Raw genomic sequence first — 24,643 nt, forward strand, 5'->3', positions numbered from 1 at the left:
AGATTATACAATATTGCCGGGTCTGCAATGCGTGGAATTGCAGGGTGCCTGTTGAGTTGCGCATCAATTTGACGAGTGGCAACATGTTTTAATGAGTATTATTTTCATAAAATCAATAATTTATATGCTTTTTAAGGCGCTTTCTACGGGCGGGGTTAGTTTTGTTTCTGGCAAAAAAGTGTACAAAAAAGTTTACATAATTGTCTTTTGGGTTGACTATCTCTGGTGACAGACTGCGTTCGGAAGGCTTTGAGAGTGCTTTAAAGGGGCAGTTGCCCAGAGAGGATGCCATGCAAATGACGAAGCCGGTGCAAAGCTCCACTCCATTGCTAGACCAGGTGGATGACCCAAAACAGCTCCGGCGCATGTCGGACGCGCAGCTCTGTCAATTGTCGAAGGAGCTTCGCGCTGATACCATTTCGTCGGTCTCACGCACTGGCGGTCACTTGGGGTCAACGCTCGGCGTGATCGAGCTCACAGTTGCGATCCACGCTGTTTTCGATACACCCCGTGATAAGTTGATTTGGGATGTCGGGCATCAGGCGTATGCGCATAAGATTCTGACTGGCCGCAGGGCGCGCATGGCGACGCTTCGCAAGGAGGATGGCCTTTCCGGCTTCACAAAGCGCTCTGAAAGCGAATACGACCCGTTCGGTGCGGCGCATTCATCAACATCGATCTCGGCAGGCCTTGGTTTTGCAGTGGCGCGCGACATGGGAGCTGACATTGGAGACGTGGTGTGCGTTATCGGTGATGGTGCCATGTCGGCGGGGATGGCCTACGAGGCAATCAACAATGCCGGCGCTTTGGGCAAGCGTTTGTTCGTTGTCTTAAACGACAATGAGATGTCGATTTCACCGTCTGTCGGCGCTGCCTCCTCTCACTTCGCGAACTTATGCCGGACATTGCCGGTTGTCGAGATTGACCGGTTTTTGAAAAGGGGCGCAAAGTTGCTGCCTGATCCGCTTCGCATAGGCATGGAGCGGACCCAGCGCGCCATGAAGGAGCTGGCGGGGTCTGGCAATATCTTTGATCACTTGGGCTTCCAATATTACGGACCGGTCGATGGTCACGATGTGCCGGATCTGGTCGCGCTGCTGCGCGCTCTGAAAACGCATGGTGAGGGGCCAATACTGATCCATGCTGTGACCAGAAAAGGAGCAGGGTATGACCCTGCCGAGCAGTCGAACGACAAGTTTCACGGGGTTGGAACATTCAATCTTGTCACTGGCGCGCCGGACAAGCCCTCGGCCAAAGCATCACCGCCTTCCTACACCAAAGTGTTCGGCGACAGTCTCATCAAGGAAGCGGCACAGGATCCGTCGGTGGTGGGCATCACAGCAGCAATGGCTTCCGGCACGGGAATCGCGGCCTTTGCAAAAGCATTTCCGGACCGGGCCTACGATGTGGGCATCGCCGAGCAACATGCCGTGACTTTTGCCGCCGGGCTGGCTGCGGGCGGTATGCGACCTTTCTGTGCGATTTATTCCACTTTCTTACAGCGGGCGTACGATCAAATTGTGCATGATGTTGCTCTTCAGGACCTGCCAGTGAGATTCGCAATTGACCGGGCTGGCCTGGTTGGTGCGGACGGGCCGACGCATGCTGGTGCCTATGACCTTGCGTATCTATCAAATCTGCCAAGGTTTACGGTCATGGCGCCGGCTGATGAAGCCGAACTTGTTCACATGGTGGCAACAGCCAGGGCATATGACCACGGTCCGATCGCGTTCCGGTATCCACGAGGTGCGGGAACGGGTGTTGAGCTGCCGGAAAAGACAGTCGAATTGGACATTGGCAAAGGTCGTATTGTGCGCGATGGTCGGACAGTTGCGCTCTTGACCCTCGGTCCGCGACTTTCGGAGGCACTGGCTGCCGCAGATATGCTCAATGCCCGGGGTATATTCCCGACAATTGCTGATGCACGGTTTGCAAAGCCGCTGGATACCGAGCTTGTAGAGCGTCTTGCGCGCAGTCACGACCTTCTCATTTGTGTGGAAGAGGGGGCTGTTGGCGGGTTCGGATCCCATGTGCTGCACCATTTGGCGGATGCTGATTTGATCAATTCTGGGTTGCAAATCCGGAGCCTGACTTTGCCGGATGAAAATATCGCGCAGGCTTCGCCGGAAGCCATGTACGCAAAAGCACGATTAGACGCTAACAGCATTGCAAAAGTGGTTTTGAGATGTTTATCTATTGATCAAGGCGAGGGAGTTGAAAAGTCACTTAAAGTGACATTCTAAAAAATTTGGTACATTCCTTCGTTTTTAACGAGGTCTTTGCGGATGACTTAATATGACTGCTGATCAGCATAATAAAAAGCGTCAGTGGCATTGGTTTAAACCCGAAAGATCAGTGTTTTTTGCGACGGGAGGCAGCCATGGTCACAGACGGTTGGGTAACCAGCATACAACGTCTAGGCGAGGTTGCAGATTTTGAGTTTGGGAGCGCCACCGCTGCCGACAAGGGCTTCACAATAACTGATGAGACCATGCAATTCGGTGGCGATGGCGGCTTCAGCAGCTTTGCCGGGTTTTCGAATGAAGCCGGTCTCGGTTCAAATCCATGCCAAAACACCTTTACTGCGCGGGACAGGACATCGTTGTCCAACGCAATTTGCGCACATGTCTTTGAGCGGGTTGCTCATGAACATGATCATGTACCCGGGTTTCCATCCAAGGCCCCGTCTGGGAGCCTTCCGCGCGCATGCGATCGTCTGATCGCTGATGGGCCGCTATTGGATCCGGATTTTTTCGATGCGCTCAGCCGGGCGCTTGTCGAACCGGACGAAAAAGATTTTCAGGAATGCGCCTACAGACTGGAGCGTTCTGGCCACTCTATCATCGGAATCTGCGAATTATTCGTTTTGCCACTTGCCAGAAATTTGGGGCAGGCTTGGGCGAATGATGTGCAAGACTTTGTGTCTGTTGCGGTTGCCAGCACTCGCCTGCAATGCTTCGTAAATCACTTGGCCGCCGTTTATGCCGCACCTGTTCCCGATGAGGGTGAGCGCACAATTCTGCTGGCACGGATGCCGTTAAATTTTCACGTGCTTGGGATGACCGTTCTTAATGCTTGTTTCGCCGAAGCGGGATGGAACGTGCTCGGCGGCTCCGATATGGAGGCGGGAGCGCCGGTGCTGACTCTCTTGAAGGCAGAACACGTCGATGTGCTGGGGCTTTCGATGGGCACCCAAACGACGGACACGGATTTTGAGCTGTTCTGTGGACGTGCAGCTGCATGTTCAAAAAATCCCAATCTACGCATCGCGGCGGGTGGCATCAAAGTGATAAAGGATCCGGCTCATTTCATGTCATTAGGAGCCGATTTTGTTGCAAACAGCCCCGGAGATGCACTTCGCAAATCCGCGGCTGCCTAAAATTGCGGCGCATCCTCACGAAGACGTGTGTGGTCAAGGCAATGTGGGCATCGGGTAAGCTTTCGCAGACACATTCAATATTGGGAGGGTGTTTTGCGGAACCTATGCTGTTGTTTTGTCGTGGCGTCGATGCTGGTTTCGCTCTGGGCTGCATCTTCATCTGCATCCGCAGAAGAGCTTGATCTTGAACTTGTGCTCCTTGCCGATGCAACAGGCTCGATCGATGAGGCAGAAATCAAGTTTCAGCGTCAGGGTTATGCCACTGCGGTAACGGATCCGGCTGTTTTGTCAGCAATTGCCAGCAATGCGTATGGTAAAATTGCAATAACATATGTTGAATGGGGCAGCGCCAATTCGCAAGATGTGGTGGTTGGCTGGACCGTAATTGATGGGCTCCCGGCGGCACAGGAGTTCGCTGCTGAATTAATGGCCGCCCCGCGCCGCGCTTTTGGGCGGAACGCTATTGGCGCGGCCTTGCTAAAAGGTAAAGACCTGATTGACAGCAATGATATTATGGGATTGCGCAAGGTGATCGACTTGTCGGCCGACAGCGCCAACAACTGGAATGGTCCGACGATCCATGAGGCACGTGAGACCGTCGTCAATTCCGGTATTGTAATCAACGGACTGGCGGTTTTGTGTCGGCATTGTTCTGGCCGTCCGATTTCCTATGATCTCGAATCACGCTTTGCTTCAGAGATCATCGGCGGCCCTGGGTCTTTTGTCGTTACGGCGGATAATCCGGAAACCTTTGCCAGCGCAGTTCGCAAAAAGCTCATTCTCGAGATCGCCAGCAATGTTGATGTTGGTCGCAAGCTCGCTCAAATCGCGATTCAGAAATGACGCTGACCCGGGCGGGTGTCGCCAAGATCCATCATCTGTCACGTGTTCTCGTAGGAAATCTGAAACCGGCACGCCGGATGCCCCATCGCGCAGCACTCGGTTTCGATGACTTTAGCGTTCGCATCAACAAGGGCGTTGAATAACCGCTGAAACACCATGGCGTGCCAGATGCATTGTGGGGAAGCCGCATTTTCGCCGCGGATCAGTGGATTATCCTTCAATGTAAAGGTCAGCGGGTTTTGAGATGTCACCCGAAACTCACCGGAACCTGCAAATGTCCAGGCATGTTTTGCAACCGCTTGCGCCAAAAGCCGGCTTGCCAGGAAGTCAGGAAGGGCCTTGAGAAGCCATTTTGCAGGCGCGGGAATGCGATTGGCCAGAATATAGTCGCCCGTTTGATAGCCGGCGCGTTTGAGAATGCCGATCGACGTTTTTGCATAACAATGCCGGACAGTGTTATGCGCGGTTGCTGCAACCGTTTCGGGGATCATGCTCGTCAGGTCCGGTAAAGGAACCAGACCCGCTTTCCGTTCGAAATCGCTTCTCAGCTCAGCCCCACCCTCTTTTGTGAGAACATCGAGTAGCTGCGAAACAGCATTCGGACCTATGAGGCTCTCTGTGCTGGCCGAAGCAATGGAGGGGGTCATGCATTTTCAGTCATTTGCTGCGTGCCGCCGCCGCAGGCTGTTACTTGCGCGGCGGTATTGGCGCGCATCCTTGCCCGCTCCTTACCCTGAAGCTTAATGGACTCACGCCGTTCTGCGGCCCGTGCCGCCCGGTCAGCGGCCGACTCCCAGTCTTCCAGCTGGGCCTCGGCGAGCGTGCGGGTTTCATCGAAATCGAAATGAACCTTGTTTTTTGTCTGGGGGCCCCAGTACCCCGCCTTTCCCAGGTCATAGAAGGTGCGTGCGAATCCGGCCTTCAAGAACGCCTTCAGACAGCCAAGCAGGTATCGGCGCCGGAAGCCTGTTCCCCGCCAAGGATAATGAAACAGTGCTTTTTGCATGTAAAAGCGCCGGTAGTTTTTCATTACTCCGTTAAGCAGCTCACCCCGGCTCATCGCAGCTGGCTTCATGATCGGCGTGACAAAGTTGTATTTTGAGAAATCGAAGATCTCGACCTGGTCCTTTATTTCTTGGAACAGAGGCGTAAACGGCCACGGTGTGTACATGGCCCAATTGGCAAGATCCGGCTGCCAGTCCCAGGCCATCTGGTAAGTTTCTTCCAGTGTCTGCTCGGTTTCATTATCGAGCCCGACAATAAATTGTGCTTCAACGAAAATGTCAGCTTCGCGCAGAAGCCGGATCGCTTCCTTGTTGTCAGCAACCTTGGTTTCCTTGTTGAATTGGTCAAGTTTCAACTGGGCTGCGGCTTCAGTGCCCAGGCTGACGTGAACAAGGCCCGCCTTGCGGTAAAGCGGCAAAAGGTCCTTGTCACGCATGATATCTGTCACGCGCGTATTGATGCCCCATTTGACCTTCTCGGGGAGGCTGCGGGCGATCAGCTCCTCGCAGAATTCAACAAATTTTTTGCGGTTGATGGTCGGCTCCTCGTCCGCGAGAATGAAAAAGCCGACATCGTGGTCCCGCACCAACCCCTCAATCTCATCAACAACCTTCTGTGGATCGCGAACCCGGTAGTCCCGCCAAAACTTCCACTGTGAACAGAAGGAGCAGGTAAACGGGCAACCCCGGGCCAGATTCGGGATTGCGACGCGTGTTCCCAGGGGGATGTAGGTGTATTTATCCCACTCCAGAATGCTCCAATCCGGATCGATTGCGTCGAGATCCTTAACGGTTGATGCTGCGGCGGTGGCAATGATCTTGTTGTCATCTTTGAACGCGATGCCTTTGATTTTCGATCGGTCTTCTGGCCATCGGTTTTCGGCAACGGCTTTCATCAGGTCGATGACAATTTCCTCACCTTCGCCGCGAACGATGACATCGACCCAAGGCGCTTCGCTGAGGACCTGCTTGTACATGAAGGTCGCATGCACTCCGCCGAGCATACGTAGTGCATTTGGGGCGACTTCTTGGGCGAGTTCAAGAATGTGTTCGGCGGCATAAATAGAAGGAGTGATGGATGTAACGCCGATAACATCCGGTGCAACCGCGGAAATGCCATCGCGAATGCCTTCGTCATCGAGATGGTTAGTCATTGCATCCAAAAAATGGATGTCGTCAAAGCCTGCGTTTTTTAAGCTACCCGACAGATAGGCCACCCACGCTGGTGGCCAGTTTCCGGCGATTTCGGCTCCGCCGGAGTGATAGTTCGGGTGAATAAAAAGAATGCGCATGGCCAATCCTCCGATGTGTAAATAAAGATTGACACATCCGGCGTCCTTTTTGATTGACATGCATCAATGTCAAGTCATGGCAACAGTCAGTGTGCGGGCAATCCTTCTCTGCTGAGCAATCATCACGCGGTGTTGAAGACTATGCAAAAACCGGACTAGCGGGCTACGCAAGATACAGATACCGTTACGTTCGTCTGGAATGATTTAAATCACAGTTTGAAGGGTTTAACGGTCCGGCCTTGTCAGCCACCCTACACAAGCCCGTCATGTCGATATGATTTGAGAATTCTGAACTGACCTGAGCAAATGCGGTCCATTGGAGAGGGGGCACTGCGTAATGGCAACGGGTCTACTGATGCTGGCGACCTTCACGGTCTGCTACACATTGCTGGCGAAAACGCTTGCAACCACGGTTTTTACCGCACCAATCCTGTTTCTGGGCTTGGGGTATGTGCTTGCCATGACCGGTATGATGCCGGTTGGAGAGGCAGAGCATTTGCTCCATATCGTTGCTGAACTCGCCCTCATCATTCTTCTGTTTCTCGATGCAGCGCAAATCAACTTGAAGGCGCTTCGCCGCAAATTCACCTGGCCGCTGCGGATGCTTGTGATCGGCTTGCCGCTTTCAATCCTGTTTGGGACCATCGCGGCGATACCATTTCTTGCAGGCCTTCCCTTGGTTGCCGCAATGCTTGTTGCGGCTATTCTTGCGCCGACGGATGCGGCACTGGGTCAGGCGGTAGTCACCAATCCGCTGGTTCCCGAGCGTGTCCGGCGCGCGTTGACGGTTGAAAGCGGATTGAATGACGGCTTGGCGCTTCCGGCAATCTTGCTATTTGCGAGCCTAACCGCCGAGATGATGGATGCTGACGCCACAAACTGGGCACTGTTCGGAGCCAAGCAACTGATTTTCGGACCGATTGTCGGCGTCTTTCTCGGGTACGTCGGCGGCCAGCTGTTCCTGTTGGCCAAAGCACGGAACATGACTTCTGTCACTATAGAAGGCATTGGCGCAATTGCCATGGCGGGTGGAGCCTACCTCGCGGCCGGAGAAGTCGGCGGAAACGGCTTCATCGCCTCGTTTGTTGCCGGACTCTTCTTTGGAAATGTCGTTAAAGGCCAATGTCCGTTCATTTACGAGTTTACCGAGAGCGAGGGGCAAATGCTGACTTGGGGCGCTTTTTTCCTGATTGGTCTTGCATTGGTCCCTGCGGCGATCCTGCACCTCAATTGGCAGATGCTGGCAATCATTTTGGTAAGCCTTTTCGTGGTGCGTCCGCTTGCGATCTGGATCTCTCTTATCGGTTCGGATGCTGCACCGGCTACGAGACTGTTTTTTGGCTGGTTTGGGCCGCGCGGACTAGCAACAGCACTGTTCGCATTGGTTGTCGTTGATCAGATCGATCACGAGTTGGGCGAGACCATTTTGATGCTGGCCATAAACGCTGTTTGGATCAGCTCCGTCCTGCACGGTGCGACAGCGGTGCCGGCCGCGAAATGGTTTGGCGCCTATATGGCTCGCCGCGAAGAAGCGCCAGAAGCGCAGCCGGTTCCGGACATGCGGAAAGAGAGCTTTTTGTGAGACCACTTGGGTCTTGGCAGCTGCCGAGACATCTCTAGTTGAGGGGGAAACATGAACGCGAAAGAAGTGGCCAAACGCAGTACGTTGCCGGATCGTGAGCCGCAATATGCGTTGGTTGGCGATGTCGATCTGGTCGTTGTGCGTTTCGGCGAGGAGGTGTCTGTGTTCTACGGGCGCTGCCTGCACCGTGGTGCGTTGATGTCCGATGGATATGTGGACGGTGACAATCTGATTTGCGGTGTCCACTATTGGGACTACCGGATCGACAGTGGTATATCGGAGTACAACAATTCTGAAGCCTTGCCGAAATTCAACAGCTGGCTCGAAGGCGACAGCATTTTGGTCGACGCGGACGAAATTGCTTCTTGGGCAGAGCAGAACCCGCAGCCATTTGATCGCGAAGCTTATCTCGGGCTTTATGCGGACACCAGCCATGGCACCGAAGAAGAGCCTTATAACAAGCTGATCCAGCAATATGCCAAAGACGGGCTCAGCAAGACTGGCCATCATGGTGTTGTGGACGCCATGGGCGTCCCGCGCGTTGAGTTGCCCGATTGGGACGACATTCAGCTGCTGACCGCTCAAATCGCCGCCTTTCCTCTACTCGATGATGAAGCTGTCGGGACGGATGTCGTCATCGGGCCAAACGCACAAAAACCGTTGCGGCTCAAGATTCCGCTTCTTGTGTCCGACATGAGCTTTGGAGCCCTGTCCGAACCTGCAAAAATCGCGCTGGCCCGCGGGGCGGAGTTGGCTGGCACCGGCATCTGTTCGGGCGAGGGGGGAATGCTACCAGAAGAGCAGGAAGCCAACTCGCGTTACTTCTATGAACTTGCCTCGGCACGTTTTGGCTTTGATTGGGAAAAACTTGGCAAGGTGCAGGCGTTTCATTTCAAAGGTGGGCAAGGTGCCAAAACCGGCACCGGCGGACATTTGCCCGGCTCCAAGGTGCAGGGTAAGATCGCTGAGGTGCGTGGGCTCAAAGAGGGCGAAGATGCGATTTCCCCGCCGCGTTTTCCCGATTGGAATGATTGCAGCCAAGTCAGAGACTTTGCAGATGAGGTTCGAAGCCGCACGGGCGGTATCCCGATTGGCTACAAGCTGTCTGCTCAGCATATCGAGAAGGATATCGATGCAGCCCTAGAGGTTGGTGTTGATTACATCATCCTTGACGGCCGGGGCGGTGGCACCGGTGCTGCGCCGATCATTTTCCGGGACAACATTTCTGTGCCGACCATTCCGGCTCTTGCCCGTGCGCGCCGGCATCTCGACAAGTTGGGCCGGTCTGATGTTTCGTTGGTCATCACCGGGGGGCTGCGAAAACCGGCTGATTTCGTGAAAGCAATGGCGCTGGGGGCCGATGCTATCGCGGTCTCCAATGCTGCAATGCAGGCAATTGGGTGTATCGCAATGCGTGCATGCCACACCAATAATTGCCCGGTCGGGATTGCGACCCAAAAGCCGCACCTTGTGAACAGATTGGTGATCGAGAAATCAGCCCGCCAACTGACCAATTTTTTTGAGGCCTCTGTTGAACTGATGCAGGTAATGGCGCGTGCTTGCGGGCACCGGCACTTGTCGGAGTTCTCGATCAACGATCTGACAACATGGAAACGCGAGATGTCGGATTTGTCCGGGGTCGCCTATGGCGGCGTTGCATAAGCCGATTGATACGAGGGAGACAGTTTATGGATGCACAAAACCTCGATTGGATTTCGGTGGGCAAAATCAGTGATCTCCCGGAAGGCCGGGTTAAAACTGTAACGGCTCGAACCACTTCCATCTGCCTGTCGCATTTTGACGGCCAGTGGGCCGCCATGGACAATCATTGTCCTCATCAGGGCGGGCCCTTGGGCGAGGGCTCAATCGAAAGGGGAAGCGATGGAAAGTGCTGGATCAGATGTCCCTGGCATGGTTGGGATTTCGATCCGATATCCGGCACGCCTCCAGGAGGTCATGAGGACACCGGACAAAAGCTTTATCCGCTTAAAATCGAGGCAGAGGAAATCTTTATTGGGCTCGAGCCCGAGCCTGAGCGAGAGCGGACAGTCTCCGATGTTATGGCCGAGACCATGGTCAATTGGGGTGTCAAACGTGTGTTCGGTATGGTCGGGCACTCGAACCTGGGGCTCGCCGAAGCTTTGCGCAATCAAGTCAACAAGGGCGCTCTGGGGTACGTCGGCATCCGGCATGAGGGAGCTGCCGCCTTTGCTGCCTCCGCCTATGGCAAACTAACTGGCAAGCCAGCTGCCTGCCTGACCATTGCAGGGCCTGGCGCGACAAACCTGCTGACCGGCCTCTGGGACGCGAAAGTCGACCGCGCGCCAGTTCTTGCGCTGACAGGTCAGGTGCAAACTCAGGTGTTCGGTCCGGGCGCCTTTCAGGATATCGATCTGAAGTCGGCCTTTGAGGCGGTCTCCCGGTTTTCTCAACCGGTTCTTCCTTCGTCCAACCATGCAGAGCTCATGTCGCTTGCGCTCAAGAACGCTCTTGTCGAGCGGGATGTGTCCAACCTTATTTTCCCTGATGATGTTCAAACAATACCGAGCGACGCACCAGCTCGCGGCCCCGAAGGCCGTCTCGGCCGGACAGATGTTTCGCCGGCAGCAGCAGACTTAGAAGACGCTGCGCGAATGATCAACGAGGCGAAACGGCCTGTTATCGTACTGGGCTATGGCGCCATTGAAGTCCGCGAGCAGATCATCGCATTTGCGGAAAAGATCGGCGCTCCGGTCATGACGACTTTCAAGGGCAAAGGGTTGATACCGGACACGCATCAGAATGCTGCAGGTGTACTTGGCCGGTCCGGAACGCCGATTGCCAGCTGGTTCATGAACGAAGCCGATCTGATCATTGCTCTGGGTTCGTCCTTTTCCAATCATACCGGTATTGCGCCTTACAAACCTATCATTCAGGTCGATTTCGAGCGCATGCAGCTTGGAAAATTCCATGCCGTAACACTGCCGGTCTGGAGTGAACTCAGCGCATTTTGCGGCAGTCTTATGCCGAAGGTTGGCAAGGCACCGGGTGCTGATGACCAGATTGCCGAAAACGTAGAGCGGTGGCAGATCTGGCGCGATGAGAAGGAAATGCGTTTGGCAGAACATCGCGGCCAGGGCATCCATTCCGCAGCGCTCTTCAAGGCCTTGACGGATGTGTGTCCTCAAGATGCAGTCATCCCTGTAGACGTTGGCAACAACACCTATTCCTTCGGCCGCTATTTTGAACCGCGCGGGCAGCGCATCCTGATGTCCGGCTATCTCGGGTCAATCGGCTTCGCCCTTCCTGCCGCGCTGGGGGCTTGGTGCGCGACTCAAGACTCTGATGAGTTTAAGGGCCGCAAGGTGATTTCCATTTCCGGCGATGGCGGGTTTGGCCAATACGCCATGGAATTCACAACCGCCGTGAAATACGGGATGAACATCACGCACATCCTGCTGAACAACGGCGAACTCGGTAAAATCTCGAAAGAGCAAAAGGCAGGGGAGTGGCCGGTGTGGGAGACAAGCCTCACAAATCCATCATTTTCCGCTTTTGCACGACTGTGCGGCGGCCATGGAGTGCGCGTCACAGAGGCCGACCAGCTGCATGATGCGCTCTCAGAGGCGTTTGCACACAAGGGGCCATCCCTCGTCGAGGTGATGACAGACGCGGATTTGGTGTGAAATACTATCGGGAAGCAAGGTCTAAACGGCTTTGTTTCCCGCAACGAGATTGCGAGCACTGAGGAGGCTGCACGTGGAAACGAGTGCGTTTCTGATCGATATCGGGCGTTACTATTTGATTGTCGGCGTTGTTGTTGCCGCCTTTTTTTTAGGTATTGGAATTGACCGGATAGACCCCTCTTCCCGCGGGTCTTACGCGTTCCGTCCACTTCTCATTCCCGGCATATGTCTTCTGTGGCCATTGGTCTTGTACCGATGGTTGGCCCTAGAAAAAAAGTCAGGTGATGGAGAAGGCTCATGAAGCGCGCGCATCGTGTTGCTCATGCAAGGATCTGGACGATCCTGGCATTTGCGCTGCCCTTGGCTTTGTTCGCAGTCTTGGCTTTGCGGCAAACGGTTCCGCTTGACCGGCCACCGGTTCTCATCAGCGCCCCAGAAGGGGAGGCGGTCCAATGAGCGTTAAATATGCGCCAGTGTTGTGGAACCGGAACAAGTATCTTTACGACGCAGTGCTTTTGGCGGGAGTAATTGGGTACATCTACCTTTATACCAGCGTCGGTCCCTTCTATCAGGATGTGACACGGCCCATAGATGGTGCTGTACTGCGAATGCGCGCGTTCGGGAGTTGCGCGTTTTTGATGCTGACGATCATTTTGTGCATCGGTCCGCTCGCTCGGCTGGACCGTCGGTTTTTGCCGCTACTGTATAACAGGCGTCATTTCGGTGTGCTGACTGCAGCCGTCGCTGCGGTTCATGCAAACTACGTTTTAGGTTGGTACTTCAACTTCAGTCCGACTGACCGGTATGTCGCTCTGCTGTCGTCAAACACAAGTTACGGTCAGGTCTTGGGTTTTCCTTTTGAAACCTTGGGGATCGCTGCACTGTTGATCCTGTTCATACTGGCGGCCACCAGTCATGACTTTTGGCTCAGCTTTCTGGGAGCGCCGCTTTGGAAGGCGCTGCACATGCTGATTTACCCGGCCTATGCGTTTGTCGTGCTCCACGTTGCGCTGGGTGCTCTTCAGGGTCCCGATGATCCGGTCTTCACAAGTGTTGTTGCTGCAAGCGTATTACTGGTGGGCGGGTTGCACTTTGCAGCTGGCCGGGCGGAGATGGCGGCCGACAATTATCAGGCGGATGCAAGCTCAGAAGTCGAGGCTCTGGAACAAGGCGGCTGGATTGTTGTCTGTGATGTTGGCGAGATTGAAAGCAACCGCGCCAAGGTCGTTTCGGTGCCTGGCCACGACCGGGTAGCTGTCTGGAAATACAAGGGCAAATTATCTGCACTCAGCAATGCGTGCGCTCATCAAAATGGACCGCTTGGTGAAGGCCGGATAATTGACGGGGCCATAACTTGTCCCTGGCACGGCTATCAATATCAGCCTGAAGATGGCCGATCTCCCGCGCCATTTACGGAAAAAATCTCAACCTACAGATTAATGCTGGTCGGAACAACGATCCTGCTGGATCCGAACCCTCAAGCGCCGGGCACTTATGTCGAGCCGGTCGTCATTGGAGAAGCGTCATGAGCTCCCAAAGAGACAAGCCGTTTTTCGTCGGCTATCTGCCGATCCCGAAGCAATTGGTTGCGTTTCTTGGCGTGTTTGCCGTTTGTTTCGTTGCCGGTCTAGGACTCGCCGCACTGGCATTGTCCTCGACACAGGACGATCCTGGCGACGGAGCTTTTCAATGGGGCGCCCCGTTTGAAGAAACTGGGTTCCTCGAACTCCGGCCTTACCCCGTATTTCGCACAACGGGTGCCGAAGGTGGCGCTCCGAAAACCTATATGCTGACCGGTCAGGGCAAGCGCGGCGTATTCGATCAGGCGCGGGAGAACCAAGGTGTGGCGGTGACCGTACGCGGCGTTCCGGTAAAGCGCGGCGACTTGACCATGGTTCAAGTCGGCGGGGTGACGCAGGTTGAAGATGCTGAGGGGGCATTTGACATGTCGGAACCTGTCCCGCTTGGAAGATGGCGGCTGAGTGGTGAAATTTGTGATGGCAAGTGTTATGCCGGGGCCATGCGTCCGGGACGCGGTCTTGCGCACAAGGCGTGTGCAGACCTGTGTATCACCGGGGGAATACCGCCCGTGTTTGTCTCTACCGGGCCGGTTGCGGGTCGGAACTTCTTCTTGATGACTGATGCAAACGGCAACGTCATGGGAGATGAGATCAAGGATCTGCTGGCGCTCTATGTCGAAATCGAAGGCGATGTCGAGCGACTGGACGATCTTCTTGTTTTCAAGGCAGATATGGATACGGCAAGGGTGCTGAGATGAGTGCAGATAAACCCTCGAACTGGAAAAGCATCTCAATTACTGCTGCGGTGACGTTGTTGTTTGTTGTCGCGAGTTACTTCGTTTGGTCGGAAGGAAATCAGCTCGCTCGCAAATTCGCTGGTGGTACGGTGTTGGCTGATTTGCGGTTTCTTTTCGGTTTTCTGGCGGTCTTTCTGTTTCTCAGTCTTGCGCAAGCGCTTATGTCAAGGTTTCTGAAGTAATCTCCGTCTCGTTGGTTCATGTCTATTCTGAAGTTCAATATTGGTAGCCTTTACGGTGATATTTAACTAGGTCTTTTTTACGTGTGGGTAACCTAACTGCGATTTCGTTATCGATATTTCGTAAAAACAGGATCTCTAACGAGTTTAGTCAGTATTTGGAAATATTTTTGAGGGACCGTCCTCCCAGTTCAAACTTGGGAGCAGTCATGAACTTCTTCAAATCTCTTGCGGCTGGTGCCTTCGCAATTGGTGCTATGGTTTCTTTTTCCGCTCATGCAGATACCGTCAAACTCGCTGTTGGTGAGTGGGCGCCCTATGTGGGGTCGGAACTCGAAGGCAACGGTTTGCATTCGCAAAAGGTGGCCGAAGTCTTCACGTCAGGAGGACATGAGGTCGCATATGATTATTCGACCTGGAACCGTGCATTGGAGTTGACAAAGCGCGGCGACATGGTTGCGACATTTCCTTGGTCACACACGGAAGAGCGCGAAGCCGACTTCATCTACCCGAAAACCCCAATCGAAGAACAGAAGGACGTTGTCTTTTACCGGAAGGACAAGTTCCCGGATGGTTTGACCATCACATCGCTCGATGATATAGCCGCGCAAGGTTTGAAGGTCGTTGGTATCACTGGTTACTGGTACAACACTCCACTGGCCGATGCGGGTGTTGATATCCACGAAGTCGCCAGTGATGATCTCGCCTGGAAGTTTCTCGAAGGCGGACGTGCCGATGTTTTCATTGAAAATGAGGTTGTCGGCAACCTAATGAAAGACAAGCTTTTTGGTGACGGTGCTTCCGAGCTCGCGGCAACGGATGCTCTGCGGACCGTGCCCATGTATATCATGTTCAGCAAAGCACATCCGGACGGCGCAAAGCTGGCTGAAATGTGGGACGCGAACGCAAAGTAAGTGTTCCATTTCAAGAATAAGCGAAACCCCGGCTCCTGCCGGGGTTTTTGTTTTCTGCCAAAGGCATTCTTCCGCCGATCATGTTCCTCCTTGACTTCCATAGCCAGTCTCGGCACACTATTTGGAACGATCCAAAAACTTGAAACGCCTGCATTCGCTGGCGCTGGGAGGTTTTATGAAGTGGGGCTTGATCGGTGCGAGCACGATCGCATCAGAATGGATGATCGGCGCCTTCCGTGCTGCCGGCGGAGATGTTGTCAGTGTTCTCAGTTCGGATCCAAGCCGGGCCGCTGAATACAGCAAAGCCCACAGTATTGCACGGGGAACCGCCAGTCTGGACGAGCTGCTATCCGATCCTGAAATTGAGGCTGTTTACATCTCCACGACAAATGAAAAACACTTTCCGCAGGCTATAGCGGCGATAAAAGCCGGCAAACATGTCCTTTGCGAAAAGCCGCTGGCCATGACGTCAAAAGATGCCGCCGAGATGGTCCGCGCGGCCAAGAATGCAGGTTTGGTTTTTGCGACCAACCACCATCTCAGAAATGCCGGATCCCATTTGGCAATCAAAGACGCGGTAACATCCGGCCGGATCGGCAAGGTTCTGAGCATTCGTGTATTTCACGCCGTTTATCTTCCGCCGCACCTGCAGGGGTGGCGGATTGACAACCCAGCCGCGGGCGGAGGGGTTATCCCCGACATCGTGGTTCATGATGCGGACACTGTTCGATTTCACTTAAACGAAGACCCAACTGATGTAGTTGCAATGTCGGCGGAATCCGGGCTCGGGACTGGCGTTGAAGACAGCTGCATGTCCATTTGGCAGATGCCCTCCGGCGTCATGGTCCAAACCCATGAGAGTTTCACCCACAAATACACTGAGTCGGGCTTAGAAATTCACGGGACAGAGGGTTCGGTTGTCGCCCGTAATGTGATGACTCAAAGACCGGTTGGGGAGATTGTGCTGGTCACCGAAAGCGGTCGAGAGAGTGTCGGTTTCGCTGACCACAATCTTTATGAGCGGGCAGTCGCCCTGTTCTCCGAGGCCGTCGCCGGGCAAGGCCGTCCGTCTGCGGATGGTGCCGATGGGGTCAAATCACTTGCGGTTGCCGAAGCCGTAGCGAGGTCCGCCCGGACCGGGCAGCGCACCAAGGTCGTTTACGAGGAAATCTGAATTATGACCGGCAAGATCGTTTCCGCCGCGCAGGCAGTTGCGCGGATCACAGACGGTGCAGTTGTTACGGTTTCGTCCTCGTCCGGCCTTGGATGCCCTGATGCTGTTTTGGAAGCTCTAAGCAAGCGGTTTGATGTCGAAGGACATCCGCGGAACCTTACGACTTTGCACCCGATCGCCGCAGGAGACATGTATGGCGTGAAGGGTGTCGATCACATCGCAAAAGAGGACCTGCTATCTACGATCATTGCGGGGTCTTATCCATCTGGACCGTCATCGCTTCCGATGCCGAACATTTGGAAGATGGTCGTCGAAAATCGTGTCGCTGCGTATAACGTGCCGTCCGGGATCATGTTCGACATGCACCGTGATGTTGCGGCCCGCCGCCCGGGTGTTTTGACGAAGGTTGGCTTGGAGACCTTTGTAGACCCGGTCCGAGAAGGCTGCGCGATGAATGACGTTGCAGCGGACAAACCAATCGTTTTTCGTCAAAACTTCGCAGGGGACACCTGGCTGCATTTCCCGAACATCGTTCCGAATGTCGCAATCATCCGTGCCACCACAGCAGATGAACACGGCAACCTGACCTATGAACACGAGGGGGCGACCCTTGGATCGCTCGATCAGGCAATTGCGACCCGCAATCACCGTGGGCTTGTCATTGCCCAGGTAAAGCGTGTCACTGCAACTGGATCATTGCGCCCTCATGACGTTCATGTCCCCGGGCATCTTGTCGACCTTATCGTCGTTGCCCCGGATCAGAAACAGACGACCGAGACCGATTACGATCCCGCAATCTCGGGCGAGATTATGCGGCCGTGGGACAGTTTTTCACTGGCAGACCACGGTGTCGAAAAAATCATTGCCCGGCGCGCTGCGATGGAGCTCCAGGCGGGCCAAACAGCGAACCTCGGATTCGGGATTTCTGCCCTTGTGCCGCGGATTTTGCTGGAGGAGGGGCATGCCAGGTCCGTGACCTGGGCAATTGAGCAAGGGGCTGTCGGCGGCATGCCCCTGACCGGTTTTGCTTTCGGATGTGCGTCTAATGCGGATGCCTTTGTGCCCTCGCCGAACCAATTCGCTTATTTTCAAGGCGGTGGTTTCGATGTGTCCTTCCTGTCGTTTCTTGAAGTGGACACCAAGGGAAATGTGAATGTCTCGAAACTGGGTAAAAAACCATATCTCACAGCCGGGTGCGGCGGCTTTGTGGATATTACTGCGCACGCGCGGAAAATCGTGTTTTCCGGCTTCTTTGAAGCCGGCGCTCAGCTGGATATCAGGCCCGATGGTTTGAAGGTTGCCTCAAAAGGTAAATTTACAAAAATGGTAGAAGCGGTCGAGCATGTCACCTTCGCGGGACAGCGGGGGCTGCAGACTGGACAGGACGTGCTTTATGTGACCGAGCGCTGCGTGATGCGGCTGACGGAAGATGGGCTGGTCGCGACTGAAATCATGCCCGGTATCAATCCTCTAGCTGACATTGTCGGTGCGTCGCAAGGCCGAGTACAGCTGTCTGAACAGGCAATCACCATGCCGACATCCTTGCTGTCGGCGGAGCCTATGGGGCTTGAGCTGTGAGTAGGGTTGACCTGGATATTGCCGGGCATATTGCCACGTTGACGCTGAACAATCCTGACAAGCTTAACGCCTTTACACCGCAAATGTTGTCTGACCTGGAGCGTCATTGTGCCAACTTGGAAGGCCAAGTGGATGTAGTCGGTGTCCTTATTAAGGCTGCGCCAGCGAAAGCCTTTTGTGCCGGTGCAGATATCATCGCTTGGAAAGATATCCCGCCGCTAGAGTTCGCGCGTTGTTGGGTGCGCGATGGCCACCGGATATTCGACCGTCTGGCCCGCCTTTCGAAGCCGACGATCGCGGCCATCGGAGCACATGCCTTCGGTGGTGGCTTGGAACTCGCCGCAGCCTGCGATCTGCGTGTCGTTGCACCGCGGGCGAGCCTGGCCCTGCCAGAACCGCATATTGGAATTGTTCCGGGGTGGTCAGGCACTCAACGCCTTGCACGGCTGATACCGGAGCCCGTGCTTAAAGAAATGGTGTTATTCGGTCGCCGGATATCCGCTGAACGGGCCCAAGCTATCGGTTTTGTCGCAGACGTGAATGAAAACCCGGAAGCGCTGGCACGGCAGATTCTCGAAAAACTGGTTGAAACGTCAGCTCGGGCGACAGAGGTCGCAAAATATATGGTCCATGCAGCGGTTGGAGAAGACCGTTCGGCGATGGTCGAGGCGCTCGGAAGCGGCATGATCGGCGCAAGTCAGGACAAAATCGAAGGCGTGGCCGCCTTCGCGGAAAAACGCAAACCCGAATTTCCCGGAACCTAATTCATGTCAGATATCACTGTTGTTGAAGCCGGCAAGCTCAATCTGCCGGAAACTACATTTACCGGCCGGCACCTGATTGGTGGCTCATGGCTGGACAGTTCAGACAGCGCAACCTTCGAGAGATTGTCGCCCTCCCACGGACATGTCGTAAGCGTTAGTGCGAACGGCGGGGCAACAGAAGTCGAGGCCGCGATAATGTCTGCGCGCAAAGCGTTCGACGAGGGTGTATGGAAAAAAATGTCCGGCAAGGACCGATCAACGCTTCTGCTAACGGTTGCTGATCTTATTTCCCAGAATCGCAACCGTATTGCGTTGTTTGAAACCCTCGAAAGCGGCAAGCCGATTACTCAGGCGAAGGCTGAAATCGAAGGTGCGGTCGATATTTGGCGCTACGCGGCAGCGCTTGCAAGAACGCTTCACGGCGATAGTCACAACTCGCTTGGCGGCGATATGCTGGGGATGATCTTGAAAGAGCCAGTTGGTGTTGTCTCAATGATAACACCTTGGAATTTTCCGTTCCTGATTGTTAGTCAAAAGCTCCCCTTTGCGTTAGCTGCTGGTTGCACGGCCGTTGTCAAGCCGTCTGAGCTGACCCCGTCGACAACGGTCATCCTGGGCGAGTTGATCCAGGCAGCAGGCTTTCCCGCCGGTGTCGTGAACATCGTTTTGGGTTACGGCGATCCGGTTGGATCTTCCATGTCAACGCATGAAGCCGTCGATATGGTTACGTTCACCGGCTCGACTGCTGTTGGAAAGAAAATTGTCGAAGCAACGTCCGCGTCTTTGAAAAAGGTGTCGCTGGAGCTTGGAGGCAAAAATCCGCAAGTGATTTTCCCTGATGCGGATCTCGATCAGGCCGCAGACGCAATCGTCTTCGGAGTCTATTTCAACGCTGGCGAATGCTGCAATTCCGGCAGCCGGATTATCGCGCACGAAGATGTGGCTGAACTGCTGACGGAAAAGGTGGTCGAACTTTCGCGCAAGGTGCCGTTTGGCGATCCGCAGGATCCGCGAACGCAGGTCGGTGCGATCATCTCTGAAGCGCACAACGATAAGATCGCCGGATATGTGAAAGCGGCCAGCGACGCGGGCGCTGACATTCGGCTCGGCGGTCAAGCACTGGAAGTGCCGGGCTTAACCGGCAGGTTCTTCATGCCAACGGTCGTTTCGTCACTCAGCGCCGATATGCCGATTGCCAGGGAAGAGGTTTTTGGGCCTGTTCTGTCAGTTCTGACCTTTACGGAATTCGATGAGGCCGTGTCTTTAGCGAATTCCACCAGTTACGGTCTCTCGGCCGGTGTTTGGAGCGAAAATGTTCACACATGCCTTTCGTTTGCGCGAGAAGCCCAAGCGGGAACGGTTTGGACCAATACTTGGATGGACGGTTATTCTGAAATCCCGTTCGGTGGGGTGAAGGAAAGCGGGCTAGGCCGGGAGCTTGGGAGGTATGGAATAGAAGAATTTCTCGAGACCAAATCGGTTCTTATGCGGATTGGAAAAACGAGAGCTGCCTGGGTTCAAAAATGATTGAGATCTTTGCACGCCGAGAACCCGCCTTCTGGCGAGAGCAGGACTTGGGTGTCGCTTGTCGGGGCTCCTGCAATCCGGCGCAGCAAAACCTCTGCCATGGCTCGGCCGGTCGCTTTCAGATCTTCGTTGATAGTTTCAATTTTTGGGCGGAAGTAGTTGGAAATCGGCGACGCACGTTTGGCGACTACATCGACCTCCCGCCCCTGGGTCAAACCAGCGTCTTGAAGGGCAGCCATGGTGATCAGGGCCATCACTTCACCGACACAGACGTAACCATCTGGCGCATGGTGTCCCGTGTGCAGGCCGCGCAGGGTCTCCGCAATAAGGTCGGGGGCGCTGTCGAGGTCAATCCGATCCGGTATGGTCAGTTTGATCCCGTGGTTGCTGGCTGCCTGCCGGGCTCCAAACCGGAGATGCTGGCTGAAGGTGAAGCGCTCCTGCGGCATGACCATGCAAATATGTTTGCGGCCCTTTGCGACCAGCCGGTCGACAGCCATCCGCGCGAACACTTCATTGTCGAAGTCGACAAAGGGGTGCGGCGTCGTGAAGTCGGTTCGGCCATGCGTCGCAAAGGGAAAGTTGTGCTCCAGCAAATAGCGGACGCGTTCATCAAAACACTCTGTCCGTGTGAACACGATGGCGTCGGCAAGAGAGTTGCGGCGGATATTCCGGATCACTTCGAGCCGATCCTCCGCCAGCCTGTCCGGAGTAATGGTAACGGCATAGCCGGTGCCGGCCAGACCGTCGGTCATGCCACTCAGGAACTCGGAGGTAAAACTCAGAAACTCGTGCGTGGTGTTAAGCAGAAGGCTAATCACCTTTGTGCGGCCGGTTCTCAGTCTCTGCGCCGCCCGATTCGGCACATAACCGAGCCGATGGGCGATATCAGCCACCTTCTGCCGTGTATCCTTTGCAATACGCGGGTCGTCGGCGAGGGCACGAGAGACCGTCGTTACGGCAAAACCGCTCTCTTCGGCCACCGTTTTCAAAGTTGGACGCACGGTTTGATCCGCTGGTTTTTCGTCGATATCGCCCACCATTTCGCGCGGTGTACCCGTTCTCGTGATTGCCAAGGAGGAGAATTTCAAGTCACTTAGTGTAAGCAGGTAATTTGTAACGTTGCAACAAGGAACGATTGTGCACTGCAATGCCGCAGTGCAGCATAATAACTAATTGAATTAAAGAGAAAAAATTACTGTTCAATGCAAACTGAAAAAGGCATTGACATTCGATGGTTTTGCAACGTTACAATATAGACTATCCGACAGTGGGCCGGCGTGCCTACCCGTCGAAGAGCCTAAAAGGCTGAGTTAGGGAGGAAATTCCGCATGTTGAAATCACTTAAGTTGGGCGTGGCCGCTCTGGCATTGACCGCCGGTGTAGCGCACGCAGAAGACGTCGAGGTTCTGCATTGGTGGACGTCGGGCGGCGAAGCTGCCGCTTTGAACGTTTTGAAAGATGACCTGAGCGGTCAGGGCATTGGATGGCAGGACATGCCGGTTGCCGGAGGCGGTGGCACACAGGCCATGACTGTGCTTCGTGCCCGCGTCACGTCCGGCAACCCGCCAACAGCAGTGCAGATGCTCGGTTTTGATATTCAAGACTGGGCCCAGGAGGGTGCTCTTGCTGACCTGAACATTCAAGCAGGACTAGAAGGCTGGGATTCTGTGGTTCCGGAGGCTCTGCAGAGGTTCGCCAAGCATGACGGCAAATGGGTGTCTGCGCCGGTCAACGTGCATTCCACGAATTGGGTTTGGGCAAACAAGGCCGTTCTGGACGAGCTCGGTATCGATGTGCCTCAGACATGGGATGAGTTTGTTGCGGCACTTGAGAAAGTAAAAGCAGCCGGCAAGACACCGATCGCTCACGGCGGTCAAGCTTGGCAGGACGCAACGGTGTTTGACGCCGTAGCCATGTCAACCGGCGGTCCTGAATTCTACCAAAAAGCCTTCATCGATCTGGACCCGGACGCTCTGGGGTCAGGCACAATGAAGGAAGCGTTTGACCGTATGGCGGTTATCCGCGAGCACGTGGATGACAACTTCTCGGGTCGTGACTGGAATCTGGCAACTGCAATGGTCATCAATGGCGACGCCGCGTTCCAGATGATGGGTGACTGGGCCAAGGGCGAATTCCTGAACGCCGGGAAGACCCCCAATGAGGACTTCCTTTGCTTCCGCTTCCCAGGCACTCAAGAGCAAGTCACTTTCAATGCTGACCAGTTCGCGATGTTCGCGCAGGGACCGGAAGTCGGCAAAGAGCAAGCTGCTCTTGCGACCGCGATTCTGTCTCCGTCCTTCCAGTCAGCCTTTAATGTCGTAAAAGGTTCTGTGCCTGCGCGGACCGACGTTTCCGACGAAGCATTCGATGCTTGCGGCAAGAAAGGCATGGCGGATCTGAAGGCTGCCGCAGCCAGTGGCAACCTATATGGCTCCATGGCGCATGGTCACGCCAATCCGGCGGCTGTCAAAAACGCAATGTATGACGTGATCACTGCCCACTTTAACGGCGAGTACGATTCGGAAACAGCCGTCGAAGAAATGGTGAGCGCAGTCGAAATCGCGCAGTAAGCGCGGCCAAAAATCATAAGAAAGGGGCGGGCCATCGGAGCCCGTCCCGTTTTTGGGGAGACATCTTTGCATGACGCAGTCGGTTTCCGCGCGAAAGGGGTCAGGCGACTGGCTTCGTGAGGCGCTGCCGAAGATCGTGCTCAGCCCCAGTCTCGCGCTGGTGTTGATCTTCGTCTACGGGTTCATCTTTTTCACGTTCTACCTGTCCTTTACCGACAGCCGGTTGCTGCCGAGTTTCGGTTGGGTCGGCGCGGAAAACTATGACAAGCTGTTTAGCCTCCGAGCTTGGGACATTGCCGTCAACAATCTTTTGGTATTTGGCGGGCTGTATATCCTGATCTGCTGCGCGCTGGGGCTCGGACTGGCGATCCTTCTCGATCAAAAGATCCGTTCGGAAGGCTTCATACGGACCATTTATCTTTATCCGATGGCGCTGAGTTTCATCGTTACCGGAACGGCATGGAAGTGGTTTCTTGATCCCGGCATCGGCCTTGAAGCGGTGGTCCAAAGCTGGGGGTTCACCAGCTTCGAGTTCGACTGGATCAAGAACCGAGATATGGCGATCTACACCATTGTCATTGCAGCCGTTTGGCAGACCTCCGGTTTTGTCATGGCCATGTTTCTTGCTGGTTTGCGCGGGATCGACAATGAAGTCCTAAAGGCGGCACAGATTGATGGCGCATCGAACTGGGCGCTTTATCGCCGGATTGTAATCCCACAGCTTCGGCCTGCCTTTATGTCGGCCTTCGTGGTGCTGGCTCATATGGCGATCAAGTCCTATGATCTTGTCATTGCACTGACCAACGGCGGTCCTGGCCGAGCGACAGAATTGCCTGCCACCTTCATGTATTCTTACACCTTTACGCGAAATCAGATGGGTATTGGTGCCGCATCTGCGACCATCATGCTGATGACGATCGCCGCGATAATTGTGCCCTATCTGTGGTCCGAACTTCGGGAGAAGAAATAATGGCTGGCGGCGCTTCCGATACGGTTGTGCGAACTGGACGTGTTTCCCGGTTCGTCATCTACACTGTGCTGATCGTTTTTTGCATTTATTACCTTCTGCCGCTCTACGTCATGGTGGTGAACTCGCTTAAGCCGCTCGACGAAATCCGCGGCGGCGGCATGCTGTCCCTGCCACAGACCTGGACACTGGCTCCCTGGGGCAGCGCCTGGTCGACGGCGCAAATCGGCATTGAAGCGACCGGTCTCAGACCTTACTTCATGAATTCCATCTTGATGGTGGTTCCGGCGGTTGCGATCTCCACGATTTTGGGTGCTCTGAACGGGTATGTTTTGACCAAGTGGCGCTTCCGTGGGGATACCATCATTTTCGGCCTCATGTTGTTCGGGTGTTTTATACCCTTCCAGATGGTGCTGATTCCGATGGCGCGCATGCTGGGCCTCATGGGACTGGCCGGAACTGTGCCTGGACTGATCTTCGTTCACCTCGTCTACGGCATTGGTTTTTCGACGCTGTATTTCCGCAACTATTATGCCCAGTTCCCGACAGAACTTGTCCGGGCCGCAATGATCGACGGTGCCGGCTTCTTCAAGATCTTCCAGCGCATCATGCTGCCGTCGTCTGGTCCAATTGCCGTCGTTTGTATCATCTGGCAGTTTACAAACATCTGGAACGACTTCCTGTTCGGCGCCAGCTTTGCTGACTTTGACAGCCAACCGATGACGGTTGCGCTCAACAATCTCGTCTCCTCCTCCACCGGGGTGAAGGAATACAACGTCCATTTTGCCGGCGCGATCATGGCCGCGCTTCCGACCCTTCTAGTCTACATCGTCGCAGGGCGCTTCTTCGTCCGCGGTTTGATGGCCGGGTCCGTGAAAGGGTAAT

22 protein-coding genes are annotated in these 24,643 nt (G+C 54.8%); 19 read left to right on the forward strand and 3 right to left on the reverse strand.

Going from position 1 to position 24,643, the window contains the following annotated elements; translation table 11 throughout:
• Positions 1-296 precede the first annotated feature (296 nt).
• The 3 genes from dxs (at position 297) to JM93_RS13045 (ending at position 4,222) form a co-directional block, all read left to right on the forward strand.
• The gene (dxs, locus tag JM93_RS13035) at positions 297-2,243 is read left to right on the forward strand and encodes a 1-deoxy-D-xylulose-5-phosphate synthase (RefSeq protein WP_145344464.1); all 1,947 of its coding nucleotides are present in this window, start codon (positions 297-299) and stop codon (positions 2,241-2,243) included.
• Between the two features lie 137 nt (positions 2,244-2,380).
• Entirely contained in the window at positions 2,381-3,379 is a 999-nt protein-coding gene (locus JM93_RS13040) for a cobalamin-dependent protein (RefSeq protein WP_145344074.1), read from the forward strand.
• A gap of 93 nt (positions 3,380-3,472) precedes the next feature.
• Complete coding sequence (locus JM93_RS13045; RefSeq protein ID WP_208995154.1) at positions 3,473-4,222, forward strand: DUF1194 domain-containing protein; 750 nt, start codon at positions 3,473-3,475, stop codon at positions 4,220-4,222.
• A 38-nt stretch (positions 4,223-4,260) separates the two neighbouring features.
• Here the strand turns inward: JM93_RS13045 and bchJ are convergent, their stop codons facing one another.
• Both bchJ and bchE read right to left on the reverse strand, forming a co-directional pair.
• Entirely contained in the window at positions 4,261-4,869 is a 609-nt protein-coding gene (bchJ, locus tag JM93_RS13050; RefSeq protein WP_145344076.1) for a bacteriochlorophyll 4-vinyl reductase, read from the reverse strand.
• Positions 4,866-6,518, reverse strand: coding sequence for a magnesium-protoporphyrin IX monomethyl ester anaerobic oxidative cyclase (gene bchE / locus JM93_RS13055; protein ID WP_145344078.1), 1,653 nt, complete (start codon positions 6,516-6,518; stop codon positions 4,866-4,868). The genes bchJ and bchE overlap by 4 nt, the downstream gene beginning before the upstream one ends.
• A 337-nt stretch (positions 6,519-6,855) precedes the next feature.
• On the opposite strand from bchE, the gene JM93_RS13060 reads away from it, so the two are divergent.
• The 13 genes from JM93_RS13060 (at position 6,856) to JM93_RS13115 (ending at position 20,218) form a co-directional block, all read left to right on the forward strand.
• Positions 6,856-8,100, forward strand: a complete 1,245-nt coding sequence (locus JM93_RS13060; protein WP_145344080.1) for a cation:proton antiporter — start codon at positions 6,856-6,858, stop codon at positions 8,098-8,100.
• Between the two features lie 51 nt (positions 8,101-8,151).
• Complete coding sequence (locus tag JM93_RS13065; protein WP_145344082.1) at positions 8,152-9,762, forward strand: glutamate synthase-related protein; 1,611 nt, start codon at positions 8,152-8,154, stop codon at positions 9,760-9,762.
• 26 nt (positions 9,763-9,788) lie between these two features.
• Positions 9,789-11,765, forward strand: coding sequence for a thiamine pyrophosphate-dependent enzyme (locus JM93_RS13070; protein ID WP_145344084.1), 1,977 nt, complete (start codon positions 9,789-9,791; stop codon positions 11,763-11,765).
• Between the two features lie 73 nt (positions 11,766-11,838).
• Positions 11,839-12,066, forward strand: coding sequence for a hypothetical protein (locus JM93_RS13075; protein WP_145344086.1), 228 nt, complete (start codon positions 11,839-11,841; stop codon positions 12,064-12,066).
• Positions 12,063-12,221, forward strand: coding sequence for a hypothetical protein (locus tag JM93_RS21740; RefSeq protein WP_170230648.1), 159 nt, complete (start codon positions 12,063-12,065; stop codon positions 12,219-12,221). The genes JM93_RS13075 and JM93_RS21740 overlap by 4 nt, the downstream gene beginning before the upstream one ends.
• The gene (locus JM93_RS13080) at positions 12,218-13,294 is read left to right on the forward strand and encodes a Rieske 2Fe-2S domain-containing protein (RefSeq protein ID WP_145344088.1); all 1,077 of its coding nucleotides are present in this window, start codon (positions 12,218-12,220) and stop codon (positions 13,292-13,294) included. The genes JM93_RS21740 and JM93_RS13080 overlap by 4 nt, the downstream gene beginning before the upstream one ends.
• Positions 13,291-14,043: a hypothetical protein gene (locus JM93_RS13085; RefSeq protein WP_145344090.1), complete on the forward strand. Its 753-nt coding sequence runs from the start codon at positions 13,291-13,293 to the stop codon at positions 14,041-14,043. The genes JM93_RS13080 and JM93_RS13085 overlap by 4 nt, the downstream gene beginning before the upstream one ends.
• Entirely contained in the window at positions 14,040-14,264 is a 225-nt protein-coding gene (locus JM93_RS13090; RefSeq protein ID WP_145344092.1) for a hypothetical protein, read from the forward strand. Before JM93_RS13085 ends, JM93_RS13090 begins: the two co-directional genes overlap by 4 nt.
• A gap of 206 nt (positions 14,265-14,470) precedes the next feature.
• Positions 14,471-15,175, forward strand: a complete 705-nt coding sequence (locus JM93_RS13095) for a substrate-binding periplasmic protein (RefSeq protein WP_145344093.1) — start codon at positions 14,471-14,473, stop codon at positions 15,173-15,175.
• A gap of 175 nt (positions 15,176-15,350) precedes the next feature.
• The gene (locus tag JM93_RS13100) at positions 15,351-16,349 is read left to right on the forward strand and encodes a Gfo/Idh/MocA family protein (protein WP_145344095.1); all 999 of its coding nucleotides are present in this window, start codon (positions 15,351-15,353) and stop codon (positions 16,347-16,349) included.
• A gap of 3 nt (positions 16,350-16,352) precedes the next feature.
• Positions 16,353-17,927, forward strand: a complete 1,575-nt coding sequence (locus tag JM93_RS13105; protein ID WP_145344100.1) for an acyl CoA:acetate/3-ketoacid CoA transferase — start codon at positions 16,353-16,355, stop codon at positions 17,925-17,927.
• Entirely contained in the window at positions 17,924-18,691 is a 768-nt protein-coding gene (locus tag JM93_RS13110; RefSeq protein ID WP_145344102.1) for an enoyl-CoA hydratase/isomerase family protein, read from the forward strand. Before JM93_RS13105 ends, JM93_RS13110 begins: the two co-directional genes overlap by 4 nt.
• Positions 18,692-18,694: 3 nt before the next feature.
• Positions 18,695-20,218 (forward strand): aldehyde dehydrogenase family protein, encoded by a 1,524-nt coding sequence (locus JM93_RS13115; protein WP_145344104.1) that lies wholly within the window; start codon positions 18,695-18,697, stop codon positions 20,216-20,218.
• On the opposite strand, the gene JM93_RS13120 is transcribed toward JM93_RS13115, so the two are convergent.
• The gene (locus tag JM93_RS13120) at positions 20,209-21,294 is read right to left on the reverse strand and encodes a LacI family transcriptional regulator (protein ID WP_208995156.1); all 1,086 of its coding nucleotides are present in this window, start codon (positions 21,292-21,294) and stop codon (positions 20,209-20,211) included. The genes JM93_RS13115 and JM93_RS13120 overlap by 10 nt on opposite strands.
• Positions 21,295-21,549: 255 nt before the next feature.
• Between JM93_RS13120 and JM93_RS13125 the strand changes: the two genes are divergently transcribed.
• The 3 genes from JM93_RS13125 to JM93_RS13135 all read left to right on the forward strand — a co-directional run bounded on the left by JM93_RS13125 (position 21,550) and on the right by JM93_RS13135 (position 24,642).
• Positions 21,550-22,791 carry an ABC transporter substrate-binding protein gene (locus JM93_RS13125; RefSeq protein ID WP_145344106.1) on the forward strand — a complete coding sequence of 414 codons (1,242 nt, stop codon included), beginning with the start codon at positions 21,550-21,552 and terminating at the stop codon, positions 22,789-22,791.
• 70 nt (positions 22,792-22,861) lie between these two features.
• Positions 22,862-23,761 (forward strand): carbohydrate ABC transporter permease, encoded by a 900-nt coding sequence (locus JM93_RS13130; protein WP_145344108.1) that lies wholly within the window; start codon positions 22,862-22,864, stop codon positions 23,759-23,761.
• Positions 23,761-24,642 carry a carbohydrate ABC transporter permease gene (locus JM93_RS13135; RefSeq protein ID WP_145344110.1) on the forward strand — a complete coding sequence of 294 codons (882 nt, stop codon included), beginning with the start codon at positions 23,761-23,763 and terminating at the stop codon, positions 24,640-24,642. The genes JM93_RS13130 and JM93_RS13135 overlap by 1 nt, the downstream gene beginning before the upstream one ends.
• Position 24,643 lies beyond the last annotated feature (1 nt).

The organism is Roseibium hamelinense, assembly GCF_007830545.1.
In the GTDB taxonomy this organism is placed as follows: domain Bacteria; phylum Pseudomonadota; class Alphaproteobacteria; order Rhizobiales; family Stappiaceae; genus Roseibium; species Roseibium hamelinense.

Bases quoted from the DNA above. Each gene is read 5' to 3' on its own strand.
- dxs (WP_145344464.1), top strand. From the start codon at position 297: ATGACGAAGCCGGTGCAAAGCTCCACTCCATTGCTAGACCAGGTGGAT.
- JM93_RS13040 (WP_145344074.1), top strand. From the start codon at position 2,381: ATGGTCACAGACGGTTGGGTAACCAGCATACAACGTCTAGGCGAGGTT.
- bchJ (WP_145344076.1), bottom strand. From the start codon at position 4,869: ATGACCCCCTCCATTGCTTCGGCCAGCACAGAGAGCCTCATAGGTCCG.
- bchE (WP_145344078.1), bottom strand. From the start codon at position 6,518: ATGCGCATTCTTTTTATTCACCCGAACTATCACTCCGGCGGAGCCGAA.
- JM93_RS13060 (WP_145344080.1), top strand. From the start codon at position 6,856: ATGGCAACGGGTCTACTGATGCTGGCGACCTTCACGGTCTGCTACACA.
- JM93_RS13065 (WP_145344082.1), top strand. From the start codon at position 8,152: ATGAACGCGAAAGAAGTGGCCAAACGCAGTACGTTGCCGGATCGTGAG.
- JM93_RS13070 (WP_145344084.1), top strand. From the start codon at position 9,789: ATGGATGCACAAAACCTCGATTGGATTTCGGTGGGCAAAATCAGTGAT.
- JM93_RS21740 (WP_170230648.1), top strand. From the start codon at position 12,063: ATGAAGCGCGCGCATCGTGTTGCTCATGCAAGGATCTGGACGATCCTG.
- JM93_RS13080 (WP_145344088.1), top strand. From the start codon at position 12,218: ATGAGCGTTAAATATGCGCCAGTGTTGTGGAACCGGAACAAGTATCTT.
- JM93_RS13085 (WP_145344090.1), top strand. From the start codon at position 13,291: ATGAGCTCCCAAAGAGACAAGCCGTTTTTCGTCGGCTATCTGCCGATC.
- JM93_RS13090 (WP_145344092.1), top strand. From the start codon at position 14,040: ATGAGTGCAGATAAACCCTCGAACTGGAAAAGCATCTCAATTACTGCT.
- JM93_RS13095 (WP_145344093.1), top strand. From the start codon at position 14,471: ATGAACTTCTTCAAATCTCTTGCGGCTGGTGCCTTCGCAATTGGTGCT.
- JM93_RS13100 (WP_145344095.1), top strand. From the start codon at position 15,351: ATGAAGTGGGGCTTGATCGGTGCGAGCACGATCGCATCAGAATGGATG.
- JM93_RS13105 (WP_145344100.1), top strand. From the start codon at position 16,353: ATGACCGGCAAGATCGTTTCCGCCGCGCAGGCAGTTGCGCGGATCACA.
- JM93_RS13115 (WP_145344104.1), top strand. From the start codon at position 18,695: ATGTCAGATATCACTGTTGTTGAAGCCGGCAAGCTCAATCTGCCGGAA.
- JM93_RS13125 (WP_145344106.1), top strand. From the start codon at position 21,550: ATGTTGAAATCACTTAAGTTGGGCGTGGCCGCTCTGGCATTGACCGCC.
- JM93_RS13130 (WP_145344108.1), top strand. From the start codon at position 22,862: ATGACGCAGTCGGTTTCCGCGCGAAAGGGGTCAGGCGACTGGCTTCGT.
- JM93_RS13135 (WP_145344110.1), top strand. From the start codon at position 23,761: ATGGCTGGCGGCGCTTCCGATACGGTTGTGCGAACTGGACGTGTTTCC.